This window comes from Variovorax sp. 01N425 (assembly GCF_056399465.1).
This window is the reverse complement of sequence record NZ_JBFTRJ010000006.1, coordinates 277,364-302,644: the sequence shown is the minus strand read 5'-3', so window position 1 is coordinate 302,644 and position 25,281 is coordinate 277,364. Positions and strand designations below refer to the sequence as shown.

Below are 25,281 nucleotides of genomic sequence, written 5' to 3'. Positions count from 1 at the left end.
ATCGCGTGGCCGGACGCATGTTCGGGCGGGCGGGCAGGGCTCTTGCCGCGCTGTGGCTCGCGGCAACTCTGCTGCTGGCAGCGCAGCCGGCGGCGGCCGCGGCGGCCGAGGGCACGATCGAACTGCGCCGCGGCACCGTGTGGACCACCGTCGACGGCGCCACGCACAAGGCGCCCGTCGAACTCTCCTACCACTGGGACCGCCAGCACGGCGGACGCCCCGGCTACGCGACCTTCGAGCTGCCGTTCACGCTCGACGCCGAGCCCGAGGTGCCCTGGGGCATCTTCGTTCCGCGCGCCGGCAGCGTTCTGGAGGTCTGGCTCAACGACGCGCTGCTGCAGGTCTATGGCGACCTCGCCAGCGGCAACGGGCCGGACTACGCCAAGGCGCCGCTCTACGTGCCGGTGCCGGGGCACCTGCTGAAGCCCGGCGAGAACCGCCTGCAGGTCCGCATACGCGCCGACAGCGCCCGCAGGGGCGGGCTGTCGCGCGTGACCATCGGGCCGGCGACACCGGTGCGCACCGATCTCTTCGAAAGCGCCTATGCCTGGCGCTTCACCGGCTCGGTGCTCCTGACCGCCTTCAGCCTGATCGTCGGCAGCATCGCGCTGGCGCTGTGGCTCACGCAGGTGGATGCCGCCGCCACCGGATGGCGCCGGCGCGACAGCCTCTATTTCTGGGCCGCGCTGGCCGAGTTCTGCTGGGCGATCCGCGTGGCCGACGGCGTGATCGCCGAACCGCCGCTGCCCTGGGGCGCCTGGGGCGTGCTCATGGCCACCTGCTATGCGGGCTGGGCCACGTCGGCCATGATGTTCTGCTACCACCTCGCGGGCTGGCACCGCCGCCCGCGCATGCGCTGGCTGCGCTGGCCGATGGCCGGCGTGGTGCCCGGAACCGTGGTGGCCACCGCCCTCGCGCTTCACCGCGAGGAGCCCTACTGGCTCACCGGCTGGCTCGCACTGGAGATCGGGTTCGTCGCGCTGTTCGTCGGCGCCTTTGCCGTGGCCACCATCCGGCGGCCGAACGTGGGCCGCCTGCTGGTGGCCGCCGCCGCGCTGGTGACGCTGGGCTTCGGCACCCGCGACTGGCTCGTGATCCGCCTGAGCGACGCCTACGGCGAGACCACCTGGGTGCGCTATTCCTCCGTGTTCTTCGGCATCGCGCTGCTCTTGATCGTGCTGCGGCGCTTCCATGCCGCGAGCGTGCAGGCGCGCGGCTCGGTCGCGGCCCTGGCCGAGCGCGTGGCGCAGCGCGAACGCGAACTCGCGTCCACCTTCGCCGCGCTCGAGCAGGTGGCGCGCGACCAGGCGCGCACCCACGAGCGCGAGCGCATCCTGCGCGACATGCACGACGGCGTGGGCTCGCACATCAGCTCGGCCATCCGTCAGCTGCAGTCGGGCCAGGCGAGCCCCGAGGAATTGCTGCGGACGCTGTGCGACTCGCTCGACCAGCTCAAGCTGGCGATCGACTCCATCCACCTGCCGCCGGGCGACGTCGGCGCGCTGCTGGCGGCGCTGCGCTACCGGCTGGAGCCGCGGCTGGCGGCCGCGGGCATCCAGTTCGAGTGGGCGGTGGACGAGGTGCCCGACGTGAAGCGGCTCGACGCGCAAGCCATGCGGCAATTGCAGTTCCTGCTGTTCGAGGCGATTTCCAACGTGCTGCAGCATGCCCAGGCCCGGACGCTCAGGATCGAGGCCGAAGCGCCGGCCGGCGCCGTGCAGCTGCGCGTGATCGACGACGGCCAGGGCTTCGACGCGCAGCAGGTGCCCAGGGCGCTGGCCGAGCGTGCCGCGGCCATCGGCGCACGGCTGGCGCTCGAAAGCCGACCGGGGCGCACGGTCGTTCAGCTCGGCTTCGCCTGAAATGCCCGGCGGGGCGCGGATAATCCGCCCCCATGTCCGCAGTGTTCAACCAGCCCTCCCTGGCGCGCCGGGTCGCGCCCATCTTCCAGGGCTTCGACGGCTTTCTGGCTTTTGCCGTGCTGCTGCTGGCCTTTGCCGGGCTGCTGACCATGTATTCGTCGGGCTACGACCATGGTTCGCGCTTTGCCGACCACGGCCGCAACATGCTGCTGGCCGGCTTCATCATGTTCGTGGTGGCCCAGGTGCCGCCGCAGCGGCTGATGATGTTCGCGGTGCCGCTCTACGCGACCGGGGTGGCGCTGCTGGTCGCGGTGGCGCTGTTCGGCATCACCAAGAAGGGCGCGCAGCGCTGGATCAACGTGGGCGTGGTGATCCAGCCGAGCGAAATCCTCAAGATCGCAATGCCGCTGATGCTGGCCTGGTGGTTCCAGCGCCGCGAGGGCCAGCTGCGGCCGCTCGACTTCGTGGTGGCCACGGTGCTGCTGGCGGTGCCGGTCGGGCTCATCATGAAGCAGCCCGACCTGGGCACCTCGCTGCTGGTGCTGGCGGCTGGCATGGCGGTGATCTTCTTTGCCGGGCTGCCCTGGAAGCTGATCGTGCCGCCGGTGGTGATCGGTGCCGTGGCGGTCACGCTGATCGTGGGCTTCGAATCGCAGCTGTGCGCCGACGGCGTCGACTGGCGCGTGCTGCACGACTACCAGAAGCAGCGCGTGTGCACGCTGCTCGACCCCAGCAAGGATCCGCTGGGCAAGGGCTTCCACATCATCCAGGGCATGATCGCCATCGGCTCGGGCGGGGTCGGCGGCAAGGGCTTCATGCAGGGCACGCAGACGCACCTCGAATTCATCCCCGAGCGCACCACCGACTTCATCTTTGCCGCCTATTCCGAGGAGTTCGGTCTGGTGGGCAACCTGTCGCTGATCGCAGCCTTCATCCTGCTGATCTTCCGCGGGCTGGCCATTGCCGCCGCGGCGCAGACCCTGTTCTCGCGCCTGCTGGCGGGCGCGGTCACGATGATTTTCTTCACCTATGCCTTCGTCAACATGGGCATGGTGAGCGGCATCCTGCCGGTGGTGGGCGTGCCGCTGCCGTTCATCAGCTATGGCGGCACCGCCATGGTCACGCTGGGGCTGGGGCTGGGCATCCTGATGTCGATCGCCCGGGCCCGAAAGCTCGCCCAGAACTAGCGCCAGTGCCCTTGGGCCCGGCACGGAAGAGGGCGGCTGCCTAGAATGGCGCCATGATCTCCCGCGAACCCACCATCGAGCGCCTCGCCACGGCGCAAAAGCTCCTGCTCACGCCCTTCGGCCTGGACGAATCGCACCTGAGCAAGGCCCTGGCCGAGATCACCGCGCACCGGGTGGACGACGCCGACCTGTACTTCCAGTACACGCGCAGCGAAGGCTGGAGCCTGGAAGAGGGCATCGTCAAGACCGGCAGCTTCAGCATCGACCAGGGCGTCGGCGTGCGCGCGGTCAGCGGCGAGAAGACGGCCTTTGCCTATTCGGACGACATCTCCGAGGCTTCGCTGCTCGACGCGGCCCGCACGGTGCGCTCCATTTCCTCGGCGGGCCGCACCGGCCGCGTGAAGACGGCCGCCCGCAAGATCGCCTCGAGCCGCTCGCTCTACAACGGCGTCGACCCCATTTCCACGCTCGACAGCACGGCCAAGGTCAAGCTGCTCGAAAAGGTCGAGAAGCTCGCGCGTTCGCGCGACCCGCGCGTGGCGCAGGTCATGGCGGGCCTGGCGAGCGAATACGACGTGGTGCTGGTGGCGCGCGCCGACGGCACGCTGGCGGCCGACGTGCGGCCGCTGGTGCGCCTGTCGGTCACCGTGATCGCCGAGCAGAACGGCCGGCGCGAGGTCGGCTCGGGCGGCGGCGGCGGGCGCTTCGGCCTGGCCTACTTCAACGACGCGCAGATCGCCGAATACGTCGACCAGGCCGTGAAGGCCGCGCTGACCAACCTCGATGCACGCCCGGCGCCTGCTGGCGAGATGACCGTGGTGCTCGGCTCCGGCTGGCCCGGCATCCTGCTGCACGAAGCCATCGGCCACGGCCTGGAAGGCGACTTCAACCGCAAGGGCTCGAGCGCGTTCTCGGGCCGCATCGGCCAGCGCGTGGCGGCCAAGGGCGTGACGGTGCTCGACGACGGCACCATTGCCGACCGCCGCGGCTCGCTGAACGTCGACGACGAAGGCAACGCGAGCCAGCGCAACGTGCTCATCGAGGACGGCATCCTCAAGGGCTACATCCAGGATTCGCTCAACGCGCGCCTCATGAAGGTCAAGCCCACGGGCAACGGCCGCCGCGAGAGCTACGCCCACGTGCCGATGCCGCGCATGACCAACACCTACATGCTCGGCGGCGACAAGGACCCGAAGGAAATCGTGGCCAGCATCAAGAAGGGCCTGTACGCCACCAACTTCGGCGGCGGGCAGGTCGACATCACGAGCGGCAAGTTCGTGTTCTCGGCCAGCGAGGCCTTCTGGGTCGAGAACGGCAAGATCCAGTACCCGGTCAAGGGCGCGACCATCGTGGGCAACGGCCCCGACGCGCTCACCCGCGTGACCATGATCGGCAACGACATGAAGCTCGATTCGGGCGTGGGCACCTGCGGCAAGGAAGGCCAGAGCGTGCCGGTCGGCGTCGGCCAGCCCACCCTGCGCATCGATGGTTTGACCGTAGGCGGAACGGCCTGAGGCCTTGCTAAGCTCCGCTCCTCGATTTTTACAAAGAGGAGCATTCGATGAAGAGGATCAGGATCAATTCGTCTGCGGCCCTGTGGGCCGCGGCTGCCGCAGTGGCACTCGCAACCGCAGGCTGCGCTTCGCGCGGCGGCTCGGGCGGCAGCCAGCCCGCGGCGGCACCCGCTGCCGCGCCGGCAGCACCGGCCCGCGGCGGCGCCAAGGCGGGCATGGATGCCCAGGGCAACGTGGTCGATTCCTCCAAGGTCGAAGCCGGCAGCGGCCGCACCGTCAAGGGCCTGAATGGCTACGAAGGCGAGATCACCGGCAACCCCGCGCGCAACAGCAGGTTCACGCGGCTGCAGATCGGCATGAGCGCCAAGCAGGTCACCGACCTGGCCGGTCCGCCGACCGACCAGGGCGCCTACGTCACGGGCAAGGCCTTCATTCCGTTCTATTTCGGCAGCGACCGCCACCGCTACGAGATGACCTACAAGGGCCAGGGCCGCCTGGTCTTCGCGGGCGGCGGCATGGGCGACTACTCCAGCGGCAACCTGATCTGGATCATCCACAACCCCAACGAATCCGGCTACCGCTGAGCCCTTTGGAGCCGGGCCTTTTTCCCGGCTCTTCGTTTTCCGTGCTACATTCCGCCCACATGTCCGCCCTCCGCGCTTATTTCTTTGCCTACTTTTGGTTCCCGGTTTCCGGCGGACGAGAGGCGAGCGCGTAAAGCAAACGAACACCCTCCCAAAACCGCCGGCGCCTCGAGCCCCGGCGGTTTTTTTATGCCCTGACGATATCCACTCCAACAAGGAAAGCACCATGAGCACGAACACTGCCCCCGCCAGCGACAGCTGGTATGCGAGCGTCGAAAAAACCAGCAAGACCGACGACGAACGCATCAAGGACATCAACGTGCTGCCCCCTCCCGAACACCTGATCCGCTTCTTCCCGATCCGCGGCACGCCGGTCGAGACGCTGATCGAAGGCACCCGCCGCAGCATCCACAACATCATGGCGGGCAAGGACGACCGACTGCTGGTGGTCATGGGCCCGTGCTCGATCCACGACCCGGCCGCGGCGCTTGAATACGCCCGCCGCCTCAAGGTGGAACGCGAAAAGTACGCCGGCACGCTCGAGATCGTGATGCGCGTGTACTTCGAGAAGCCGCGCACCACGGTCGGCTGGAAGGGCCTCATCAACGACCCGTACCTGGACGAGAGCTACCGCATCGACGAGGGCCTGCGCATGGCGCGCCAGCTGCTGATCGACATCAACCGGCTCGGCCTGCCGGCGGGCAGCGAGTTCCTCGACGTGATCTCGCCGCAGTACATCGGCGACCTGATCGCCTGGGGCGCGATCGGCGCGCGCACCACCGAAAGCCAGGTGCACCGCGAACTGGCCTCGGGCCTGTCGGCGCCCATCGGCTTCAAGAACGGCACCGACGGCAACATCCGCATCGCCACCGACGCCATCCAGGCGGCGGCGCGCGGCCACCACTTTCTCTCGGTGCACAAGAACGGCCAGGTCGCGATCGTGCAGACCAACGGCAACCGCGACTGCCACGTGATCCTGCGCGGCGGCAAGGCGCCCAACTACGACGCGGCCAGCGTCGAGGCCGCCTGCAAGGACCTCGAGGCCGCCAAGCTGCCGCCCACGCTGATGGTCGACTGCAGCCACGCCAACAGCTCCAAGCAGCACCAGAAGCAGATCGACGTGGCCAAGGACATCGCCGGCCAGATCGCCGGGGGTTCGAACCGCGTCTTCGGCGTGATGGTCGAAAGCCACCTGCAGGCCGGCGCGCAGAAGTTCACGCCGGGCAAGGACCAGCTCTCAGGCCTCGAATACGGCAAGAGCATCACCGACGCCTGCCTGGGCTGGGACGACTCGGTGCAGGTGCTGGACACCCTGTCGCAGGCGATCAAGCAGCGCCGGGGCTGAACAACAGGCTCAAAGCATCCCGGCCAGGTCCGGCCAGTGGTGCCGCATGGCGGCGGCTTCATCGCTGTCCGGCGGCACCAGGGAGAAGTCGGCGAAGTCGAAGCCGGGGCCGACCATGCAGGCGACCAGCGTGTAGTCGCCGCTCGCGTGGCCCTGGATCGGCCGGGCGGCCTGCCACTGGCCGGCCGGCACCACATGCTGGGGGCGCGTGCCGTGCGCATCGACCGGGCCCAGGCGCACATGGGCCGGCGCCGTGCGCAGCGCGGCATCGCAGGTCCAGAGCGCCAGCGGCACGCCTTCCAGGTGCACCCACACTTCGTCCGACAGCACCCGGTGCCAGCGCGAATGCTGGCCGGCCTCGAGCAGGAAGTAGATGCTGGTGAGCGCGCTGCGCGGCGTGCGGCCGTCAGTGGGAACGACGCTCGCCGCCGAGCGGAACACCTCGCTGTACCAGCCACCCTCGGGGTGGGGCTGCAGCTTCAGGCTCTCGATCAGCTCGCGGGCGCGCATGGCCGTCATGCTGCGCTGGCCGCGCGCAGCGCTGCAAGCAATTTGTCGTGCACGCCGCCGAAGCCGCCGTTGCTCATGCAGACAATGTGGTCGCCAGGCCGCGCCGCCGCGACGATCTGCGCCACCAGCGGTTCGATGGCGCCGGCCACCTGCGCGCGCTCGCCCATCGGGGCCAGGGCCGCGGCGGCGTCCCAGTCGAGGCCGGCCGTGTGGCAGAACGACAGGTCGGCCGCTTCCAGGCTCCACGGCAGCTGCGCCGCCATGACGCCCAGCTTCATCGTGTTGCTGCGCGGCTCGAAGGCCGCGAGGATGCGCTCGCCCTGCCGGCCGGCGTCGGCGAGCTTCTTGCGCAGCCCGTCGAGCGTGGTGCGGATGGCGGTGGGATGGTGGGCGAAATCGTCGTAGACGGTGATCGCGCCGCCGCTGCGCTCGACGCTGCCGCGCAGCTCCATGCGCCGGCGCACGTTCCTGAAGCCGCCGAGCGCGCGGGCCGCATCGGCCGGCGCCACGCCCACATGCTCTGCCGCCGCGATGGCGGCCAGCGCGTTCATCTGGTTGTGCAGGCCCGAGAGTTCCCACTCGACCCGGCCGACCGCCTCGCCCTGGCGCAGCACGTCGAAGGCGTCATGCGTGCCGCGGGCCTGCCATTCACCGCCGGCGCCGAAGCGCGCCAGTTCGCTCCAGCAGCCCTCTGCCAGCACGCGCTGCAGGCTTTCCTCGGTGGCGTTCACCACCAGCCGGCCGGTTCCCGGCACCGTGCGCACGAGGTGATGGAACTGGCGTTCGATCGCGGCCAGGTCGTCGAAGATGTCGGCGTGGTCGAACTCCAGGTTGTTGAGGACCGCGGTGCGCGGGCGGTAGTGCACGAACTTGCTGCGCTTGTCGAAGAAGGCCGTGTCGTACTCGTCGGCCTCGATGACGAAGGCCGAACCCTTGCCGAGCCGCGCCGAGACGCCGAAGTCCAGCGGCACCCCGCCCACAAGGAAGCCCGGCGCCTTGCCGCCCTGTTCGAGCACCCAGGCCAGCATCGAGGTGGTGGTCGTCTTGCCGTGGGTGCCGGCCACGGCCAGAACATGGCGGCCCTGCAGCACATGCTCGGCCAGCCACTGCGGTCCGCTGGTGTAGGGCCTGCCGGCGTCGAGGATGGCCTCCATCAGCGGAAACTTGGGCGCGCCGTCAGCCAGCCGGGCCCTCGAAACCACGTTGCCGACCACGAAGACGTCGGGCGAAAGCGCGAGCTGGTCCGCGCCGAAGCCCTCGATCAGGTCGATGCCGAGCGACCGGAGCTGGTCGCTCATGGGCGGGTACACGCCGGCGTCGCAGCCCGTGACCCGGTGGCCTGCCTCGCGTGCCAGGGCGGCCAATCCGCCCATGAACGTGCCGCAGATGCCAAGAATATGAATGTGCATCGGCCGATTCTAGGGAGGCGGCAAGCGGTGTCCGCGCTCCCGTCCTCGTCCCTTGTACTGATGTTTGTGCGAGGGGCGCCGTACTGCGGGCAAAATGTCCCGATGGACACGTCCACCAAGCGCGAGATTGCCGCCGCCGCAGCCCGCCTCGTCGTCGAGGAGGGGCTGGAGTACGGCCCGGCCAAGCGCCGGGCGCTGCGCGACCTGGGCCTGTCCTCGCGCACGGCGCTGCCGAACAACGACGAGGTGGAGGCCGAGGTGCGCGACTACATCGCGCTCTATTGCGCCGACACCCAGCCACAGGAACTGCGTGCGCTGCGGCTGCTCGCGCTCGAATGGATGGAGCGCATGGCGGCGTTCCGCCCGCATGTGGGCGGCGCGGTCTGGCACGGCACCGCCACGCGGTTGTCAGACATTTATATTCAATTGTTCTGCGATGATTCCAAGTCGGCCGAGATTGCCCTGATCGACCACCACGTGGACTACGAGCCGCGCATGGTCACCGGGTTTCACGGCGAGCAGGTGGAAGCGCTGAGCGTGCATGCCGCAAGCCGCGCATTGGGCGAGGAAATCGGGGTGCACCTGCTGGTGTACGACCTTGACGACCTGCGCGGCGCGCTCCGGCCCGACGCCCAGGGCCGCACGCCGCGTGGCGACCTCGCGGCGCTGCGGCGGCTGATCGAAAGTGAAAAGGACAAGTGAATGACTTCTTCGCCCACACGGCGAGGCCTCCTTTATGGCGGCGTGGCGGTCGCGGCCGCTGCGGCCGGACTGGGCGGCGCATGGTGGCGTGAGCGCGGCAGCAGCAGCCCGAAGGGCGAAGTGCTGGCCGCAAGCTTCTGGACGCAGCGCTTCGAGCGGCCCGAGGGCGGCGAACTGGTGTTTTCCGATTTGCGCGGCAAACCGCTGCTGCTCAACTTCTGGGCCACGTGGTGTCCGCCGTGCGTGGAAGAAATGCCGATGATCGACCGCTTCTTCCGCGAAAATGGTGCGAACGGCTGGCAAGTCGTTGGTTTGGCCATCGATCAGCCGAGCGCGGTGCGCAAGTTCCTGCAGAAGACGCCGGTCAGCTACCCCACGGGCCTGGCCGGCCTGCAGGGCACGGAGCTGGTCAAGAATCTCGGCAACACGGGCGGCGGGTTGCCGTTCACGCTGGTCCTGAACGGCACGGGCGAAGTGGCGGCCCGTAAAATGGGCAAGCTCGAAGCGGCCGACCTGGACGCTTGGCGGCGTGAACTGGTTCACGGTTAGAATCAGATACACACTCGGCATTAGCCGCCAATCGCTGAAAATCACCGATTTTCAGACAAGTTACATCCTATTGACCGGCAAAGTCGGCACTGGAGCTCCATGGATCTGCGCAAACTCAAGACACTGATCGATTTGGTGTCGGAATCCAATATTTCCGAACTGGAAATCACTGAAACCGAAGGCAAGGTTCGCATCGTCAAGGGCGGCGGCGCTGCCCCGGTGCAATATGTACAGACCGTGGCGGCTGCACCCGCTGCTGCTCCTGCCGCCGGCGCACCGGCAGCACCCGCGCTTCCCAGCGCCCCCGCACCTGAAGCGGCACCCGCCGGCCATGCGATCAAGTCGCCGATGGTGGGTACTTTCTACCGCTCTTCCAGCCCGGGTGCCCCGGCCTTCGTCGAGATCGGCAGCAAGGTCAACGAGGGCGACACGGTCTGCATCATCGAAGCGATGAAGATCCTCAACGAAATCGAAGCTGACAAGTCCGGCACGATCACCCAGATCCTCGGCGAAAACGGTCAGGCGGTCGAATACGGCCAGCCACTGTTCATCATCGAGTGACCATGTTCAAGAAGATCCTGGTTGCAAACCGGGGGGAAATCGCCCTCCGGATCCAGCGCGCCTGCAGCGAGCTCGGCATCAAGGCCGTGATGGTCTATTCCGAAGCCGACCGCGACGCAAAGTACGTCAAGCTTGCGCAGGAGGCCGTGTGCATCGGCCCGGCGCCCTCGTCGCTGAGCTATCTCAACATGCCGGCCATCATCTCGGCGGCCGAGGTGACCGACGCCGAGGCCATCCACCCCGGCTACGGCTTCCTGAGCGAGAACGCGAATTTCGCCGAGCGCGTGGAGCAGAGCGGTTTCCAGTTCATCGGCCCGACGCCTGAAAACATCCGTGTCATGGGCGACAAGGTCTCGGCCAAGCAGGCCATGATCAAGGCCGGCGTGCCGTGCGTGCCGGGCTCCGAGGGCGAGCTCTCGGACGACGCCACCACCAACAAGCGCATTGCCCGCGCCATCGGCTACCCGGTCATCATCAAGGCGGCCGGCGGCGGCGGTGGCCGCGGCATGCGCGTGGTGCACACCGAGGCCGCGCTGATCAACGCGATCCAGATGACCAAGGCGGAAGCCGGCGCTGCATTCAGCAATCCGGCCGTGTACATGGAGAAGTTTCTCCAGAACCCGCGCCACGTCGAGATCCAGATCCTGGCCGACAAGCACAAGAACGCGGTCTACCTGGGCGAGCGCGACTGCTCCATGCAGCGGCGCCACCAGAAGGTGATCGAGGAATCGCCGGCACCCGGCATCCCGCGCAAGCTGATCGAGAAGATCGGCGAGCGCTGCGCCGCGGCCTGCAAGAAGATCGGCTACCGAGGCGCCGGCACCTTCGAGTTCCTCTACGAGAACGGCGAGTTCTATTTCATCGAGATGAACACGCGCGTGCAGGTGGAGCACCCGGTGACCGAGTTCACCACCGGCATCGACATCGTGAAGACGCAGATCATGGTGGCGGCCGGCGAGAAGCTGCCGTTCACGCAGCGCCAGATCGAGATGCGCGGCCACGCCATCGAGTGCCGCATCAACGCCGAGGACGCCTGGAAGTTCACGCCGTCGCCGGGCCGCATCACCATGTGGCACCCGCCGGGCGGCCCTGGCGTGCGCGTCGATTCGCATGCGTACACCAACTACTTCGTGCCGCCCAACTACGACTCGATGATCGGCAAGATCATCGTCTACGGCGACACGCGCGAGCAGGCCATGGCGCGCATGCGCACGGCGCTGAACGAAACCGTGATCGAAGGCATCCAGACCAACATCCCGCTGCACCGCGAGCTGATGGTCGACGCCAAGTTCATGAGCGGCGGCACCAACATCCACTATCTGGAAGAGTGGCTGGCGGCGCACAAGCGCTGACCCACGAAACGACGCCATGTTCGAACTTCGCCTGATGGCGCCGGAAGACCGGGTCGAAACGGTCAGCGACGCGCTCGACGCACTCGATGCGCTGAGCGTGTCGGTGGAAGACGCCGATGCGCAGACCGATGCGGAGCAGGCGCTGTTCGGCGAGCCCGGCATGCCGCCGCCCAAGGAAGGCTGGCAGCGTTCGCGCGTGATTGCGCTGTTTGCCGATGAAGCGCTTGCGAAAGAGGCGGCGTCGGTGCTTGCGCTGCAGGACTTCTTCGAAGGCTGCGCGGTGCTCGGCGTGGCACCGGTGCCCGAGCAGGACTGGGTGCGGCTCACGCAATCGCAGTTCGCGCCGGTCGAGATCACGCCCGAATTCTGGATCGTGCCCACCTGGCATGAGCCGCCCGCGCAGGCAAGGCAGGTGATGCGGCTCGACCCGGGGCTGGCCTTTGGCACCGGCACCCATCCCACCACGCGCATGTGCCTGCGCTGGATCGCAAGGCAGGGTTCGTTCGCCGGCCAGCGCGTGCTCGACTACGGCTGCGGCTCCGGCATCCTGGCCATTGGCGCGGCGAAGTTCGGCGCGACCGACATCGATGCCGTCGACATCGACGAGGCGGCAGTGTCGTCGACCCGCCTCAACGCCGAAGCCAACGGCGTGCGCCTGAACGCCGGCCTGCCCGAAGCGGCCAAGGGCAACTACGGCACCGTGCTGGCCAACATCCTGGCCACGCCACTCAAGGTGCTTGCGCCACTGCTGCGCAGCCACGTGGCGCCCGGTGGATCGCTGGTGCTGGCCGGCATCCTCGAGCGCCAGGCCGACGAGCTGAAGGAAGCCTATGCGCCTTATGCCGCGCTCGAAGTCAGCGACAGCGAGGACGGCTGGATCCTCATGACGGCGCGCTGCTGAGGACGCACGCGCCTGCCGTTTCGCGTTTGATCCCACTGGCGCGGCGAGGGCCCAACCCTACAATCGCCCCGTCATGAGCCTCGTCACGCGCTGCCCCGCCTGTGCCACCACCTTCAAGGTGGTGCGCGACCAGCTTCGCATTTCGGATGGCTGGGTGCGCTGCGGACGCTGCAGTCACGTGTTCGACGCCACGCTCGACCTGCACGAGGCGCCCGATGGCCCGCCGGCCGCGAGCGCTGCGCCTCCCCCCGCGCCGGCACCCGCCGCGCCGACCGAGCCGCCGTCCTCCTCCGATGCGATCGAAGACGCGGATTTCTTCGACGACGAACCCGAGGATCGCGAACCGCCGGAGGCTGCGGCTTCCGAGGCCGAGCCGCCGCCAACACCGGAGCCCGTGCCTGCATCGGCACCTGTCTCCACGCCCGCGCCCACCTTCGCCTTGCCGGCGCACGGCATCGTCGCCGACGAGCTGTGGACCGACTTCGAAGCCAACGAGCCCGAATGGCGGCCGCCGGCGAGTTCGCTGCCGCCGTTTCCGAACATCGACCTGAATCTGGCGGCCCCGCCTTCGCCGCCGCCCCCGCCCGCACCGCCGTTGCCGGCCCTGCGCCTCAAGGCGCGCGAGATGGCGGCAACGGCCAGCGAGGAAGACGAAAAGCACGCGCCCGAACAAGACCGCGACCAGGTGCAGATGCAAAAGGCGCTGCGCCGGGCCCGCATCAAGTCGGCCAAGATTGCGAGCGCCAAGGCGCGCGACGAGCGCGCCGCCGCAAAGATGTCAGCCTCGATGGTGCGGGAGGCGAGCGAGCCCGAGCCGGGCCTGCTCCCTTCGCCTCTGCCGTCGGTCCGCGGCGATGCGGAAGATTCGGAGCGGCTTCCTTTTTCCGACGGCAACGAGAACTCGGGCCGTGACATTGCGGGTGTCTGGCAGCGGCCTGGGGTGCGGCGCTGGCTCTGGCTGCTGGCCGTGCTTGCCGTCCTGCTTCTGGTCGTGCAGGTCCTGCGCCACGAACGCGACGGCATCGTTGCGCGCCAGCCGAACCTGCGTCCCGCATTCGCGGGCCTGTGCCGCGTGACCGGCTGCGAGCTCACCGCGCTGCGGCAGATCGGCGACATCGTGATCGAGGGCGCGGCCTTCGCGCGCGAAAAAACCGGCAACAGCGACTACCGGCTCAGCTTCACGCTGCGCAATGGCGCGGCCGTTCCCCTGGCCATGCCGGCCATCGAGCTTTCGTTGCTCGACACGCAGGAGCGCGCCGTGGTGCGACGCGTGCTGATGGCGGCGGACTACGGCGCACCGGCGGTGCTTGCGGCGCGCTCCGACCAGGCGGCGTCATTGCCGATGAGCTTGTCGGCAGCGGAGGCGGCCGCGCTGCCGCCCATTGCAGGCTACCGCGTCGAAGCGTTCTATCCTTGAGGCCTGGCTCGCGCCCGCCTTTTCATTCATCCACCCATTCCTACCCAACGGCTCACCCATGGCAGCAGTGATTTGCGGTTCCCTCGCGTTCGACACCATCATGACCTTCGAGGGCCGGTTCGCCGACCAGATCCTTCCGGACCAGCTGCACATCCTCAATGTGTCGTTCCTCGTGCCGGGCCTGCGGCGCGACTTCGGCGGCTGTGCCGGCAACATCGCCTACAGCCTCAATGCGCTGGGCGGCACCGCACTGCCGATGGCCACCCTCGGCAGCGACGGCGCCGACTACCTGGAGCGCATGCGCATGCTGGGCATCAGCACCGAGTTCGTGCGCCAGCTCGACGACACCTTCACCGCGCAGGCGATGATCATGAACGACGTCGACAACAACCAGATCACCGCGTTCCACCCCGGTGCGATGCAGCAGGCGCACCTCACGAAGATTGCCGCGCGTGAAGACATCCGCGTCGGCATCATCGCGCCCGACGGCCGCGAGGCGATGCTGCAGCATGCGGAGCAGTTCGCCGCGGCCGGCATTCCGTTCGTGTTCGATCCGGGCCAGGGCCTGCCGATGTTCGACGGCGAGGCGCTCAAGCACTTCGTCGACCTGGCGAGCTGGGTCGTCGTCAACGACTACGAAGGCAAGATGCTGTCGCAGCGCACCGGCTGGAGCCTGGCCGAGATCTCGAAGCGCGTGCGCGGCCTGGTCGTCACGCTGGCGGCGGAAGGCTGCGAGGTCTGGATCGACGGCGAGCGCGAGCATGTGCCGGGCGTGACGCCGACGGCGGTGGTCGAGCCCACCGGTTGCGGCGATGCCTGGCGCGGCGCGCTCTTGTTCGGCCTCGAGAAGGAATGGCCGCTTGCGCAGTGCGCGGCGCTCGGCAACCGCATCGGCGCGCTCAAGATCGCGCAGCGCGGGCCGCAGAACTACCAGATCGACCTGAAGGCGCTGGGCCTCTGAGCTGCCCGCTGGCAGGCGCCCATAAAAAAAACCCGGCACCGTGAGGTGCCGGGTTTTTTGCCGTCAAGGCTGCTGAGCAGACTCAGGGCTTGCTGGCCGTCGGAAACGGCCAGGCTGCCTGGGGGTTCAGCGTCGTTTGCGCAGCAGGAGCAGGCGCTACGGCAGGAGCCTTGGCAGCCTTCTTGGCAGCAGGCTTCTTGGCAGCAGCGGCAGGCTTGGCAGCGGGCTTTTTCGCGGCTTTCTTGGCCGCAGCCTTTTTGGCAGGAGCCTTCTTGGCGGCAGCCTTCTTCGCAGGGGCCTTCTTGGCAGCGGCCTTCTTTGCCGGAGCCTTCTTCGCCGCCGCCTTCTTGGCAGGAGCCTTCTTCGCTGCGGCCTTCTTCGCCGGAGCCTTCTTGGCAGCGGCCTTCTTTGCCGGAGCTGCCTTCTTGGCGGCTACCTTCTTCGCAGGCGCCTTCTTGGCGGCTACCTTCTTCGCTGCGACCTTCTTGGCCGGAGCCTTCTTCGCAGCTACCTTCTTGGCGGGAGCCTTCTTAGCGGCCGCGACCTTCTTTGCCGGAGCCTTCTTTGCAGCGGCTTTCTTAGCCGGCGCTTTCTTTGCAGTTGCCATTTCTATTTCTCCTTGATCAAGTTGAAAAAATCAACCTATTGAAGCACTCCACGCACGTTGGTAGCGTGAAGCGATCCATGGCGTTGGAATCTGAGCTCCAGCACCATGAACACCTGAGCCCTCGTCCATGCCGCGCTCTTCGGCGCGATCGGTGGCAAGGGCAATTCTTGAATTCATTAATTCTTGTCGAAAGATTCGATTCAATCCCAGGAGAGCGCACCACCCGACTGGTATTCGATCACGCGGGTTTCGAAGAAATTGCGCTCTTTCTTCAGGTCAATCATTTCGCTCATCCAGGGGAACGGGTTTTCCTCGTTCGGGAAGAGCGTTTCGAGGCCGATCTGCTGCGCGCGCCGGTTGGCGATGTAGCGCAGGTAGCCCTTGAACATGGAGGCGTTCATGCCGAGCACGCCACGCGGCATGGTGTCTTCGGCGTATTTGTACTCGAGCTCGACGGCCTTCAGGAAGAGGGCCTTGATCTCGGCCTTGAACTCGGGGGTCCAGAGGCCGGGGTTCTCGAGCTTGAGCTGGTTGATCAGGTCGATGCCGAAATTGCAGTGCATCGACTCGTCGCGCAGGATGTACTGGTACTGCTCGGCGGCGCCGGTCATCTTGTTCTGGCGGCCGAGCGCAAGGATCTGCGTGAAGCCGACGTAGAAGAACAGGCCCTCCATCAGGCAGGCGAACACGATGAGCGACTTGAGCAGGGTCTGGTCGGTCTCGTGCGTGCCGGTCTTGAAGTTCGGGTCGCTGATGGCGTCGATGAACGGGATCAGGAACTGGTCCTTCTCGCGGATCGACGGCACTTCGTTGTAGGCGTTGAAGATCTCGCTCTCGTCCAGGCCGAGCGACTCGACGATGTACTGGTAGGCGTGCGTGTGGATCGCTTCCTCGAAGGCCTGGCGCAGCAGGAACTGGCGGCATTCGGGCGCCGTGATGTGGCGGTAGGTGCCCAGCACGATGTTGTTGGCGGCCAGCGAGTCGGCGGTCACGAAGAAGCCGAGGTTGCGCTTGACGATGCGGCGCTCGTCTTCGGTCAGGCCGTTCGGGTCTTTCCAGAGCGCGATGTCGCGCGTCATGTTCACTTCTTGCGGCATCCAGTGGTTGGCGCAGGTGGCGAGGTATTTTTCCCAGGCCCACTTGTACTTGAACGGCACCAGCTGGTTGACGTCGGTCTGGCCGTTGATGATGCGCTTGTCGGAAGCCTTGACGCGCTGCGCCGCGGCGGGTGCCACGGGCTGTTGTGCAATCGACGAAGTCGGAGCATCCACCGGTCGGCCTGCGGACAGGCCGCTGGTCGATGCGTGGTGTTGCTGCAATCCTTGTTGCATATCCTTTGATAAGGAGGGCTTGACTTCTTCGTCCCAGGTCAACATAGAAAAATCCAATGCTCAATTATCGGAGCAACGATGTGAGTTGCAAAGTGCTCGTTCACGTCGCGCTCCATTTATGTGGTTGTTATGTTGCTCTCATGCATCGCGCGATGTCAGTCGATGCCGTGATCGACTGAGGGTCCGCGCGTCGTGCATGCACCTCTCTCGCTTCACTCGCGCGTCATTGGCATGCTTCGCAAGTCGGATCGTCGACGCCGCAGAACGCGATGTCGGTGGCAGGCATTGCACTCATCTGCGCCTTCGCTGCGGCAGCTGCGGCTTCGAGTGCGCTCATGCCCGAAGAGGCATCGCTGCCCGACGACACCGCGTTGAGGCGGCCCGACTGCACGGTGGATTTCTCGGCGTGCGTCGCGCTCTGCGTGCGCAGGTAGTAGGTGGTCTTCAGGCCGCGCAGCCATGCGAGCTTGTAGGTGTCGTCGAGCTTCTTGCCCGATGCGCCGGCCATGTAGATGTTGAGCGACTGCGCCTGGTCGATCCACTTCTGGCGGCGCGCTGCGGCTTCGACCAGCCAGGTGGTCTCGACTTCGAACGCGGTGGCGTAGAGCGCCTTCACGTCCTGCGGCACGCGGTCGATCGGACGCAGCGAACCGTCGAAGTGCTTCAGGTCCATCACCATCACGTCGTCCCACAGGCCCAGGCGCTTCAGGTCGCGCACCAGGTAGTGGTTGATGACGGTGAATTCGCCCGACAGGTTCGACTTGACCGAGAGGTTGCCGAAGCAGGGCTCGATGGAAGCGTCGACGCCGATGATGTTCGAGATGGTCGCGGTCGGGGCGATGGCCACGCAGTTGGAATTGCGCATGCCGTCGGCCTTGATCTTCTGGCGCAGGGCCTCCCAGTCGAGCGTGGCCGAGCGGTCCACTTCGACGTAGCCGCCGCGGGCTTTTTCGAGCAGGTCGAGCGTGTCGATCGGAAGGATCCCCTTGTCCCACAGCGAGCCCTTGTAGCTCGAGTACTTGCCGCGTTCGCGGGCCAGCTCGGTCGAGGCCCAGTAGGCGTGGTAGCAGATGGCTTCCATCGACTCGTCGGCAAACTGCACGGCTTCCTGCGAAGCGTAGGGAATGCGCAGTTCGTACAGCGCGTCCTGGAAGCCCATCAGGCCCAGGCCGACCGGGCGGTGGCGCAGGTTCGAGTCGCGCGCCTTCTTCACGGCGTAGTAGTTGATGTCGATCACGTTGTCGAGCATGCGCATCGCGGTCGAGATGGTGCGCTTGAGCTTTTCCTGGTCGACCTTGCCGTCCTTCAGGTGCTGCAGCAGGTTCACCGAACCCAGGTTGCAGACGGCGGTTTCGGTGTCGCTGGTGTTCAGCGTGATCTCGGTGCACAGGTTCGACGAGTGCACCACGCCGGCGTGCTGCTGCGGCGAGCGCACGTTGCAGGCGTCCTTGAACGTGATCCAGGGATGGCCGGTCTCGAACAGCATCGTGAGCATCTTGCGCCACAGGTCCGAGGCCTGGATGGTGCGGGCAGGCTTGATCTCGCCGCGCGCGGCCTTTTCTTCGTAGGCGACATACGCCTTCTCGAAGTCGGCGCCGAACAGGTCGTGCAGGTCGGGCACGTTGGAGGGCGAGAACAGCGTCCAGGTGCCCTTTTCCATCACGCGGCGCATGAAGAGGTCGGGGATCCAGTTGGCGGTGTTCATGTCGTGCGTGCGGCGGCGGTCGTCGCCGGTGTTCTTGCGCAGTTCCAGGAACTCCTCGATGTCGAGGTGCCAGGTTTCCAGGTACGTGCAGACGGCGCCCTTGCGCTTGCCGCCCTGGTTCACGGCCACGGCCGTGTCGTTGACCACCTTGAGGAAGGGCACCACGCCCTGCGATTCGCCGTTGGTGCCCTTGATGTGGCTGCCGAGCGCGCGCACGCGGGTCCAGTCGTTGCCCAGGCCGCCCGCGAACTTGGAGAGCAGCGCGTTTTCCTTGATCGATTCGTAGATGCCGTCCAGGTCGTCGGGCACGGTGGTCAGGTAGCAGCTGGACAGCTGCGAGCGCAGCGTGCCGGCGTTGAACAGGGTGGGCGTGCTCGACATGAAGTCGAAGGACGACAGCACCTCGTAGAACTCGATGGCGCGGGCCTCGCGGTCGATTTCGCCGAGCGACAGGCCCATGGCCACGCGCATGAAGAAGGCCTGCGGCAGTTCGATGCGCGACTTGCGCACGTGCAGGAAGTAGCGGTCGTACAGCGTTTGCAGGCCGAGGTAGTCGAACTGGTTGTCGCGTTCGGCCTTGAGCGCGGCGCCCAGGCGCGGCAGGTCGTACTGCAGCAGCTTCTCGTCGAGCAGGTCGTTCTCGACGCCCTTCTTGATGAACTGCGGGAAGTAGTCGGCGTAGGCGGTGGCGCGCTCGGCGGGCATCACTTCGCGGCCGATGATCTCCTTGAAGATCGTGTGCAGCAGCAGGCGGGCGGTCGCGAAGGTGTAGTCGGGGTCTTTTTCGATCAGCGTGCGGGCCGCCAGGATCGAGGCCTTGTAGACCTCGTCGAGCGGCACGCCGTCGTACAGGTTGCGCATGGTCTCGGCGACGATCGGCGCGGCGGTGATGCTGTCGCCCAGGTTTTCGCAGGCCGATTCGATCAGGCCCTTGAGCTGGTTCAGGTCGAGCGCGACGCGTTCGCCGTTGTCCAGCACGTGCAGCGTGGGCGTGGCGGGTGCTTCCTGCTCGACCTGCTTGGAACGCTCTTGCGTGCGGCGCTCGCGGTAGAGCACGTAGGCGCGCGCGATCTCGTGGTGGCCGCCGCGCATCAGGCCGAGTTCGACCTGGTCCTGCACGTCTTCGATGTGGAAGGTGCCGCCGCCCGGACGCGAACGCACCATGGCGCGGATCACGCCTTGCGTGAGCGCGTCGACCGTTTCGCGCACGCTGGCCGAAGCCGCGCCCTGGGTGCCGTGCACGGCCAGGAAGGCTTTCATCATCGCGATGGCGATCTTGTTGGGTTCGAAGGGAACCACGGCGCCGTTGCGGCGGATGATCTGGTAGTGCGCGAGGTTCTGTCCGGCGGGCGAGCCAGCGGTGTCGCGCTGCTGCTGCGTGGGCGTGGAGGGAACGGCACGCGAGGTCGATGGGGTGTTCAGGGCTGTTTGCATTCGCTTCCTCTCGGTTGGCAATTCTTGTTGGATGGCAACGCCTTGGTTGGGCGTCGCGCCGGCGTTGTTGACCGGACGGAGGACACTATATCTAGGGTCTGAGGGGTGTACAACCCACTAGATGTAGCGTTTTCCAGTGGATACAACCCTGGTCGATATTTCTTTCGGCCTAGGTCACGGCCGTCGATGCCGCATGAATACTGGCCTATGTTGTCGCAACCCGCATGGGCCGTGGCTTGCAGGCCGATTTGGGCTTGCAGGGCGCATGGTTGCTGCATGCAGCGGCTGCAATTTTCTCATTGCTGCGCCGCGGGACCGGCGCATCGCGAGGCGCCGCGCGATTGAAAAAATTAGCGCTGCACCACCTGCGGAGGAAACATCTGTGGACTCCAGCCGAGGTGCCCGCGCAGCAATTGCCAATCGAAGCCGGCGCCGGGGTCCTGTTTTCGGCCTGGCGCAATGTGCTCGTGGCCGGCGATGTGCGCGATGGCGTAGTGCTGCGCGATGGCGGGGCAGAGGCTGGCCAGCGCCTCGTACTGTGCTTCTTCGAAGGGCTGGCCTTCGAGGCCTTCGAGCTCGATGCCGATGGAGTCGTCGTTGCAGTTCTCGCGGCCGCGCCACGACGACACGCCGGCATGCCAGGCGCGATCGTCGCAGCTCACGAACTGCCAGAGCTCGCCGTTGCGCCGCACATAGAAGTGCGAGGAAACCGCAAGGCCGCGGATCGACTGGAAGTAGGGGTGCGCGTCCCAGTCGAGCTGGTTGGTGAAGAGCTGCTGCACGGCCTCGCCGCCGTATTCGCCGGGCGGCAGGCTGATGGAGTGCAGCACGATCAGGTCGGTCTGCGCGCCCGCGGGCCGGGGCCCGAAATTCGGCGAGCGCAGCGCCTTGGCAAAGCGGTACCAGCCGGCGTGCCAGAGCCCGTCGTCGTTGCTTGCCGGTGCTTCAGTCGTCGGCATGGCTGGTGCTGCTGGCACCTTCGTCGCCGCCGGGCGTGGTGATGCCCAGCCGCGCGATGCGGTAGCGGATCTGGCGCAGGCTCATGCCGAGCCGCGCGGCGGCGGCCGTTCGATTGAAGCCGCTTTCGTGCAGCGCGCGCACGAGGATCTCGCGCTCCTGCTGATCGAGGTAGGCCTGCAGGTCCGAGGGGAGGGCGGGCGCCACAGGCTTGGATTCCGCGGCGGGCGCAGCGGCCGCCCGAGGCGCTTCGCCGCCGGCCGCGGCGGCAGAAGAGGGCGCGGGTTCGGCGATGGCCGTCTCGGCCGGTGCCTCGGCAGCCTCCGGCCGCGGCGCCATCAGGTCCAGGTGCAGTTCGTCGCCGTCGTTGAGCGCCACCGCGCGGTGCAGCAGGTTCTCGAGCTCCCGCACGTTGCCGTCGAGCCGGTGCTGGGCCAGGCGGCGCAGCAGTTCGGCGGAAAGATGCGGCACCGGCAGCCCGCCGTCCTGCGCAATGCGCGCGAGCAGCGCGGCGCAAAGCGCGGGCAGGTCCTCGCGCCGGTCGCGCAGCGCGGGTACCGCGATCTCGATCACGTTGAGCCGGTAGAACAGGTCCTGCCGGAAGCGGCCGGCCTGGACTTCGGCATGGAGATCCTTGTGGGTGGCGCTCACGATGCGCACGTCGACCGCGTCTTCCTGCGTCGAGCCGATGGAGCGCACGCTGCGCTCCTGGATCGCACGCAGCAGCTTGGACTGCATCGCCAGCGGCAGGTCGCCGATTTCGTCGAGAAAGAGCGTGCCGCCGCGCGCGGCCTGGAAGTAGCCGTCGCGGTCCTGCGACGAGCCGGTGTAGGAGCCCTTGCGGGCGCCGAAGAACTCGGCCTCGAGCAGGTTCTCGGGAATGGCGCCGCAGTTGACCGCGACGAAGGGGCCCTCGCTGCGCTGGCTGCAGGCATGCACGGCGCGCGCCACCAGTTCCTTGCCGGTGCCCGATTCGCCGCGCACCAGCACCGGCGCCATGCCGCGCGCCACCTTGGCGATGCGCGACTTGACCAGGCGCATCGGCTCCGAGTCGCCCACCAGCCGCTCGAGCGCGGCGACGCCGCTGTCCGGAACGGCCGGCGCGCCGGCGCGCAACGGGTCCGCGGGCGCCGCCTGCCAGGCCTTGGCCGGCGCTGCCTGCTGCGCCTGCACCGCGGACGCGACCACGGCGCGGAACTGCTTCAGGTCGACCGGCTTGGTCAGGTAGTCGAAGGCGCCGGCCTTCAGCGCCTCGACCGCGTTCTCGGCCGAGCCGTAGGCCGTCATCACCACGCAGCGCTCGCTGCGCTGGTTCTTCTGGATGCGGTGGATGATTTCCATGCCCTGTCCATCGGGCAGCCGCATGTCGGTGATCACCGCATCGAACTGCCCCGCCTCCAGGTGCTGCCAGGCTTCCGACACGCTGCCGGCGGCCTCGACGCGATAGCCTTCGCGCAGCAGGGTCAGTTCGTACAGCGTGCGCAGGTCGGGCTCGTCATCGATGACCAGGATGTTGGCCGGGCGCTGCATGGAGGGATGGGGAGTGCTCACAACGCTATTGTGTCAGCCGGTTTTCGCTCGGCGCAAAGCTGACGAAGAATTCATTGCCCTCGGGCCCCCCCGCCACCAGCGCGCGCCGCTCGTAGCCGATGGTGGCGCCGTGGCGCCGGCACAGCTCGCGGCACAGGAAGAGGCCGAGCCCGCTGGAGCGGCTCTCGGATGAGAAAAAAGGCTCGAACAGGTGGCGCTGCACCGCCGGCTCCAGCGGCGCGCCGTCGCTCCACACCTGCAGGCTGGGGCGGCCGGCGCTGCCGCGCTGCGTGGTGGTGACGACCTGGATCGCGCCCGCGCGGCTGCTCGCGTAGCGCGCTGCGTTGTCCAGCAGGTTCACGAGCAGGCGGCGCAGGTGCTCGACATCGAAGCGCACCTCGGCGTCGGCGGCGTCCAGCGCGATCAGCACGCCCTGGCGCTGCGTCTGGCGCACCCACTCTTCGGCCAGCGCCTGCACCGCGGGATCGAGCACGACCTGCTCGCCGAGCGAAAGCACGCGCTGCTGGCGTGCGCGCGAGACGTCGAGCACGTCGTCCACGATGCGTGCGAGCCGCTGCGCGTTGTGCTGCACCATGCTGGTCAGCTTGCGGTGCGCGGGGTCGGTGAGGTCTTCGTTGAGCAGCGCGCTGGCCTGCGTGATGGCCGCGAGCGGATTGCGGATCTCGTGCGCCACCGCGGCCGACATCCGGCCCATCGCGGCCAGCTTCTCGGTGCGGATGCGGGCCTCGAGTTCGCGCAGGTCCTGCAGGAACATCACGCAAAGGCTGTCGACGTGCCGGCTGCTGGTGGGCGTGAGCCGCGTGCGCACGCGCACCTCGCGCGCGGCGCCGCGCGCCTGCGCCACCGGAATTTCCTCGCTTTGCGGCGCGCGCCGCGCAAAGGTCTGGCGCGCCAGCGCAGCCAGCGCATGCCAGGCGGGCTGCGCATGCAGCGCGAACGGCAGGCCGAGCCGGGCCAGCCCCTGGCCGAGGATCGCGTCGGCCGCCGGATTGGCCGCATGCACCATGCCTTCGGCGTCGATCACCAGCACGCCTTCGCTCAGCGTCTCGATCACCAGGTCGTTGACTTGCGCCTGCATCTGCGCGCTGCTTCGGTTGCGCAGCGCGGTTTCTTCCTCGCGGGCCAGCCGGCGCGCCAGCTCGTGCGCCAGCAGGGCCACCACGAAGAGCCCGGTGCCGGTGAGCGCCGCCTGCACGAAGCGGGTGGAGGAATCGCCGGGCTGCTGCAGCAGCCAGTGCCAGCCGGCATCGGCGAGCAGCAGCAGCGTGACCGTGGCCGTGGTGCCCAGGCCCACGGTCACCGTGCCCAGCACCGCGCTCATGAGCACCGGCAGCGCGAACAGCGGCGTGTAGTTGATGCTGCCGCCCTGGAGCACCTGCAGCGCGGTGAAGGTGCCCAGGTCGATGCCGATGGTGAGGAACCACAGCATGCCGAAGGCGCGGATCGGCGGCGTGAAATGCGCGTAGCGGGCGCCCAGCCAGGTGGCAGCCAGGTAGCCGGCCGAAAGCGCCACGGCCAGCGGCTGCACCGTCTGGCCGAGCGCCATGGCCACGCCCTGCAGCAGCACGAGCACCAGCGCAACGAAGCAGCGCGCCGCCATGAAGCCGCGCCACAGCCGCAGCAGCGCGGCGCTTTCGCCGGGGCCCGGCTCGAGCGTGCTCCAGTCGGTGGCGGGTTCGCCGCGCGACCATGGGGAAGAACTCACGGATGCACCCTTGGCGCTGTGCTCATCGATGCCGCGCCCGCTCAGCCGCGCTCGGCGGCCTGGCGGTGCGCCGCGCTGCAGTAGACCGCGCCGCCCGGTCCCGCGATTGCATCGCTTGCAGGCAGGTGCAAGCCGCAATGGGCGCAGCGCAGCATGGCCTGCGGCGAAGCCGGCGCTGCGGGCGGGCGCCTGGCCGCGCGCGCCGCCTCTTCGCGCAGGGTCTCGCGCATTTCTTCCCGGCGGTTCTTGCGCCAGAGCCAGATCGCCACCCAGAGCACCGCGAGAACGAGCAGGTATTTCATGTCGCGCCGCGCGCCAGCACCACTTCGAGCACGAAACGCGAGCCCACATAGGCCAGCAGCAGCAGGGCGGAGCCGGCATACAGCACGCGCCGCGCCGTGCGGCCGCGCCATCCGAAGCGGACCCGGCCGATCAGCAGCACCGCGAAACTGATCCAGGCGAGCACCGAGAACACCGTCTTGTGGTCCCACTTCCAGCCGCGCACGCTCGCGCCGTACAGCGTTTCGCTGAACAGCAGGCCCGCGAGCAGCGTGGCGGAAAGCAGCACGAAGCCGGCCATCACGAAGCGGAAGGTGAGCCGCTCGAGCGTGAGCAGCGGCACGCCGCTCTGCGGCTCGGCGGCGGCAAGGCGGATCTGCTTTTCGGCCCGCGTGATCAGCCAGGCATGGACCACCGCAGCGCCGAACAGGCCGTACGAGGCAATGCCCAGCGCAAGGTGCAGCGGCAGCCAGGGCGATGCCGACACATGCAGCGGCGTGCCGGGAAAGAGAATGGCCAGCAGCACGGCGGCCGCGCCAAGCCAGGCCAGCGCGCGGCGCACCTTGAGCTGCGGGTACATGCGGCTTTCGACCGCGTAGACCGTGAGCACCAGCCAGGCCGTGACCGAAAGCGCCGGTGCAAAGCCGAATTTCGGCTGGCTGCCGACGAGGCCATGGCCCAGCACCGCGGCATGCAGAAGCCACGCCAGCCCGAGGGCCCACTGGGTGGCCTTGCGGCTCAGCCTGGCGCCCGCGGCAGCGGCAAATCCATAGGCAGCCGCGGTGGCGATGCCCAGCGCCACGGCAAGTGGGGAGGGGATCGCTAAAATCATTGCCGGAGTTTATCTCCCCCAGGCTT

22 protein-coding genes are annotated in these 25,281 nt (G+C 67.6%); 12 read left to right on the top strand and 10 right to left on the bottom strand.

The genetic code is table 11. The features are described 5' to 3' along the window. Nucleotides 1-5: 5 nt before the first annotated feature. From AC1DSC_RS13295 to AC1DSC_RS13275, 5 genes are all read left to right on the top strand, one after another. A complete protein-coding gene (locus AC1DSC_RS13295; RefSeq protein ID WP_230537743.1) occupies nucleotides 6-1,862 on the top strand; it encodes a sensor histidine kinase in 1,857 nt (618 codons plus the stop codon). A 32-nt stretch (nucleotides 1,863-1,894) separates the two neighbouring features. Further along, nucleotides 1,895-3,049 carry a rod shape-determining protein RodA gene (gene rodA / locus AC1DSC_RS13290; RefSeq protein WP_012746090.1) on the top strand — a complete coding sequence of 385 codons (1,155 nt, stop codon included), beginning with the start codon at nucleotides 1,895-1,897 and terminating at the stop codon, nucleotides 3,047-3,049. A gap of 53 nt (nucleotides 3,050-3,102) precedes the next feature. Beyond that, nucleotides 3,103-4,563 (top strand): metalloprotease TldD, encoded by a 1,461-nt coding sequence (gene tldD, locus AC1DSC_RS13285; protein WP_018903628.1) that lies wholly within the window; start codon nucleotides 3,103-3,105, stop codon nucleotides 4,561-4,563. A gap of 47 nt (nucleotides 4,564-4,610) precedes the next feature. Next, nucleotides 4,611-5,147, top strand: coding sequence for a hypothetical protein (locus AC1DSC_RS13280; protein ID WP_012746092.1), 537 nt, complete (start codon nucleotides 4,611-4,613; stop codon nucleotides 5,145-5,147). A 226-nt stretch (nucleotides 5,148-5,373) separates the two neighbouring features. Beyond that, entirely contained in the window at nucleotides 5,374-6,492 is a 1,119-nt protein-coding gene (locus AC1DSC_RS13275; protein WP_012746093.1) for a 3-deoxy-7-phosphoheptulonate synthase, read from the top strand. Between the two features lie 9 nt (nucleotides 6,493-6,501). On the opposite strand, the gene AC1DSC_RS13270 is transcribed toward AC1DSC_RS13275, so the two are convergent. Together AC1DSC_RS13270 and mpl are read right to left on the bottom strand one after the other, a co-directional pair. Next, nucleotides 6,502-7,011, bottom strand: coding sequence for a cupin domain-containing protein (locus AC1DSC_RS13270; RefSeq protein ID WP_012746094.1), 510 nt, complete (start codon nucleotides 7,009-7,011; stop codon nucleotides 6,502-6,504). Then, a complete protein-coding gene (gene mpl, locus AC1DSC_RS13265; RefSeq protein WP_018903627.1) occupies nucleotides 7,008-8,411 on the bottom strand; it encodes a UDP-N-acetylmuramate:L-alanyl-gamma-D-glutamyl-meso-diaminopimelate ligase in 1,404 nt (467 codons plus the stop codon). The genes AC1DSC_RS13270 and mpl overlap by 4 nt, the downstream gene beginning before the upstream one ends. A 102-nt stretch (nucleotides 8,412-8,513) precedes the next feature. Between mpl and AC1DSC_RS13260 the strand changes: the two genes are divergently transcribed. From AC1DSC_RS13260 to AC1DSC_RS13230, 7 genes are all read left to right on the top strand, one after another. Then, the gene (locus AC1DSC_RS13260) at nucleotides 8,514-9,113 is read left to right on the top strand and encodes a hypothetical protein (RefSeq protein WP_012746096.1); all 600 of its coding nucleotides are present in this window, start codon (nucleotides 8,514-8,516) and stop codon (nucleotides 9,111-9,113) included. Further along, on the top strand, nucleotides 9,114-9,662 hold the full coding sequence (locus AC1DSC_RS13255; protein WP_012746097.1) for a TlpA family protein disulfide reductase: 549 nt from the start codon (nucleotides 9,114-9,116) through the stop codon (nucleotides 9,660-9,662). A gap of 99 nt (nucleotides 9,663-9,761) precedes the next feature. Beyond that, the gene (gene accB / locus AC1DSC_RS13250; protein WP_012746098.1) at nucleotides 9,762-10,223 is read left to right on the top strand and encodes an acetyl-CoA carboxylase biotin carboxyl carrier protein; all 462 of its coding nucleotides are present in this window, start codon (nucleotides 9,762-9,764) and stop codon (nucleotides 10,221-10,223) included. Nucleotides 10,224-10,225: 2 nt separating this feature from the next. Further along, nucleotides 10,226-11,575: an acetyl-CoA carboxylase biotin carboxylase subunit gene (gene accC / locus AC1DSC_RS13245; protein ID WP_012746099.1), complete on the top strand. Its 1,350-nt coding sequence runs from the start codon at nucleotides 10,226-10,228 to the stop codon at nucleotides 11,573-11,575. Between the two features lie 16 nt (nucleotides 11,576-11,591). Further along, the gene (prmA, locus tag AC1DSC_RS13240) at nucleotides 11,592-12,476 is read left to right on the top strand and encodes a 50S ribosomal protein L11 methyltransferase (protein ID WP_012746100.1); all 885 of its coding nucleotides are present in this window, start codon (nucleotides 11,592-11,594) and stop codon (nucleotides 12,474-12,476) included. A 73-nt stretch (nucleotides 12,477-12,549) separates the two neighbouring features. Then, complete coding sequence (locus AC1DSC_RS13235; RefSeq protein ID WP_012746101.1) at nucleotides 12,550-13,893, top strand: zinc-ribbon and DUF3426 domain-containing protein; 1,344 nt, start codon at nucleotides 12,550-12,552, stop codon at nucleotides 13,891-13,893. A 58-nt stretch (nucleotides 13,894-13,951) separates the two neighbouring features. Further along, nucleotides 13,952-14,854: a carbohydrate kinase family protein gene (locus AC1DSC_RS13230; protein WP_012746102.1), complete on the top strand. Its 903-nt coding sequence runs from the start codon at nucleotides 13,952-13,954 to the stop codon at nucleotides 14,852-14,854. A gap of 82 nt (nucleotides 14,855-14,936) precedes the next feature. On the opposite strand, the gene AC1DSC_RS13225 is transcribed toward AC1DSC_RS13230, so the two are convergent. From AC1DSC_RS13225 to AC1DSC_RS13190, 8 genes are all read right to left on the bottom strand, one after another. Further along, on the bottom strand, nucleotides 14,937-15,461 hold the full coding sequence (locus tag AC1DSC_RS13225; protein WP_012746103.1) for a histone H1-like DNA-binding protein: 525 nt from the start codon (nucleotides 15,459-15,461) through the stop codon (nucleotides 14,937-14,939). Between the two features lie 200 nt (nucleotides 15,462-15,661). Beyond that, entirely contained in the window at nucleotides 15,662-16,837 is a 1,176-nt protein-coding gene (locus AC1DSC_RS13220) for a ribonucleotide-diphosphate reductase subunit beta (RefSeq protein ID WP_012746104.1), read from the bottom strand. 178 nt (nucleotides 16,838-17,015) lie between these two features. Continuing rightward, a complete protein-coding gene (locus AC1DSC_RS13215) occupies nucleotides 17,016-19,931 on the bottom strand; it encodes a ribonucleoside-diphosphate reductase subunit alpha (protein WP_012746105.1) in 2,916 nt (971 codons plus the stop codon). Between the two features lie 350 nt (nucleotides 19,932-20,281). After that, entirely contained in the window at nucleotides 20,282-20,890 is a 609-nt protein-coding gene (ampD, locus tag AC1DSC_RS13210; protein WP_012746106.1) for a 1,6-anhydro-N-acetylmuramyl-L-alanine amidase AmpD, read from the bottom strand. Further along, entirely contained in the window at nucleotides 20,877-22,418 is a 1,542-nt protein-coding gene (locus AC1DSC_RS13205; RefSeq protein ID WP_012746107.1) for a sigma-54-dependent transcriptional regulator, read from the bottom strand. Before AC1DSC_RS13205 ends, ampD begins: the two co-directional genes overlap by 14 nt. A gap of 25 nt (nucleotides 22,419-22,443) precedes the next feature. Next, nucleotides 22,444-24,144 carry a two-component system sensor histidine kinase NtrB gene (locus AC1DSC_RS13200; RefSeq protein WP_012746108.1) on the bottom strand — a complete coding sequence of 567 codons (1,701 nt, stop codon included), beginning with the start codon at nucleotides 24,142-24,144 and terminating at the stop codon, nucleotides 22,444-22,446. Between the two features lie 41 nt (nucleotides 24,145-24,185). Further along, the gene (locus tag AC1DSC_RS13195) at nucleotides 24,186-24,446 is read right to left on the bottom strand and encodes a PP0621 family protein (RefSeq protein WP_012746109.1); all 261 of its coding nucleotides are present in this window, start codon (nucleotides 24,444-24,446) and stop codon (nucleotides 24,186-24,188) included. Further along, nucleotides 24,443-25,255 carry a cytochrome C assembly family protein gene (locus AC1DSC_RS13190; RefSeq protein WP_012746110.1) on the bottom strand — a complete coding sequence of 271 codons (813 nt, stop codon included), beginning with the start codon at nucleotides 25,253-25,255 and terminating at the stop codon, nucleotides 24,443-24,445. The genes AC1DSC_RS13195 and AC1DSC_RS13190 overlap by 4 nt, the downstream gene beginning before the upstream one ends. Nucleotides 25,256-25,281 lie beyond the last annotated feature (26 nt).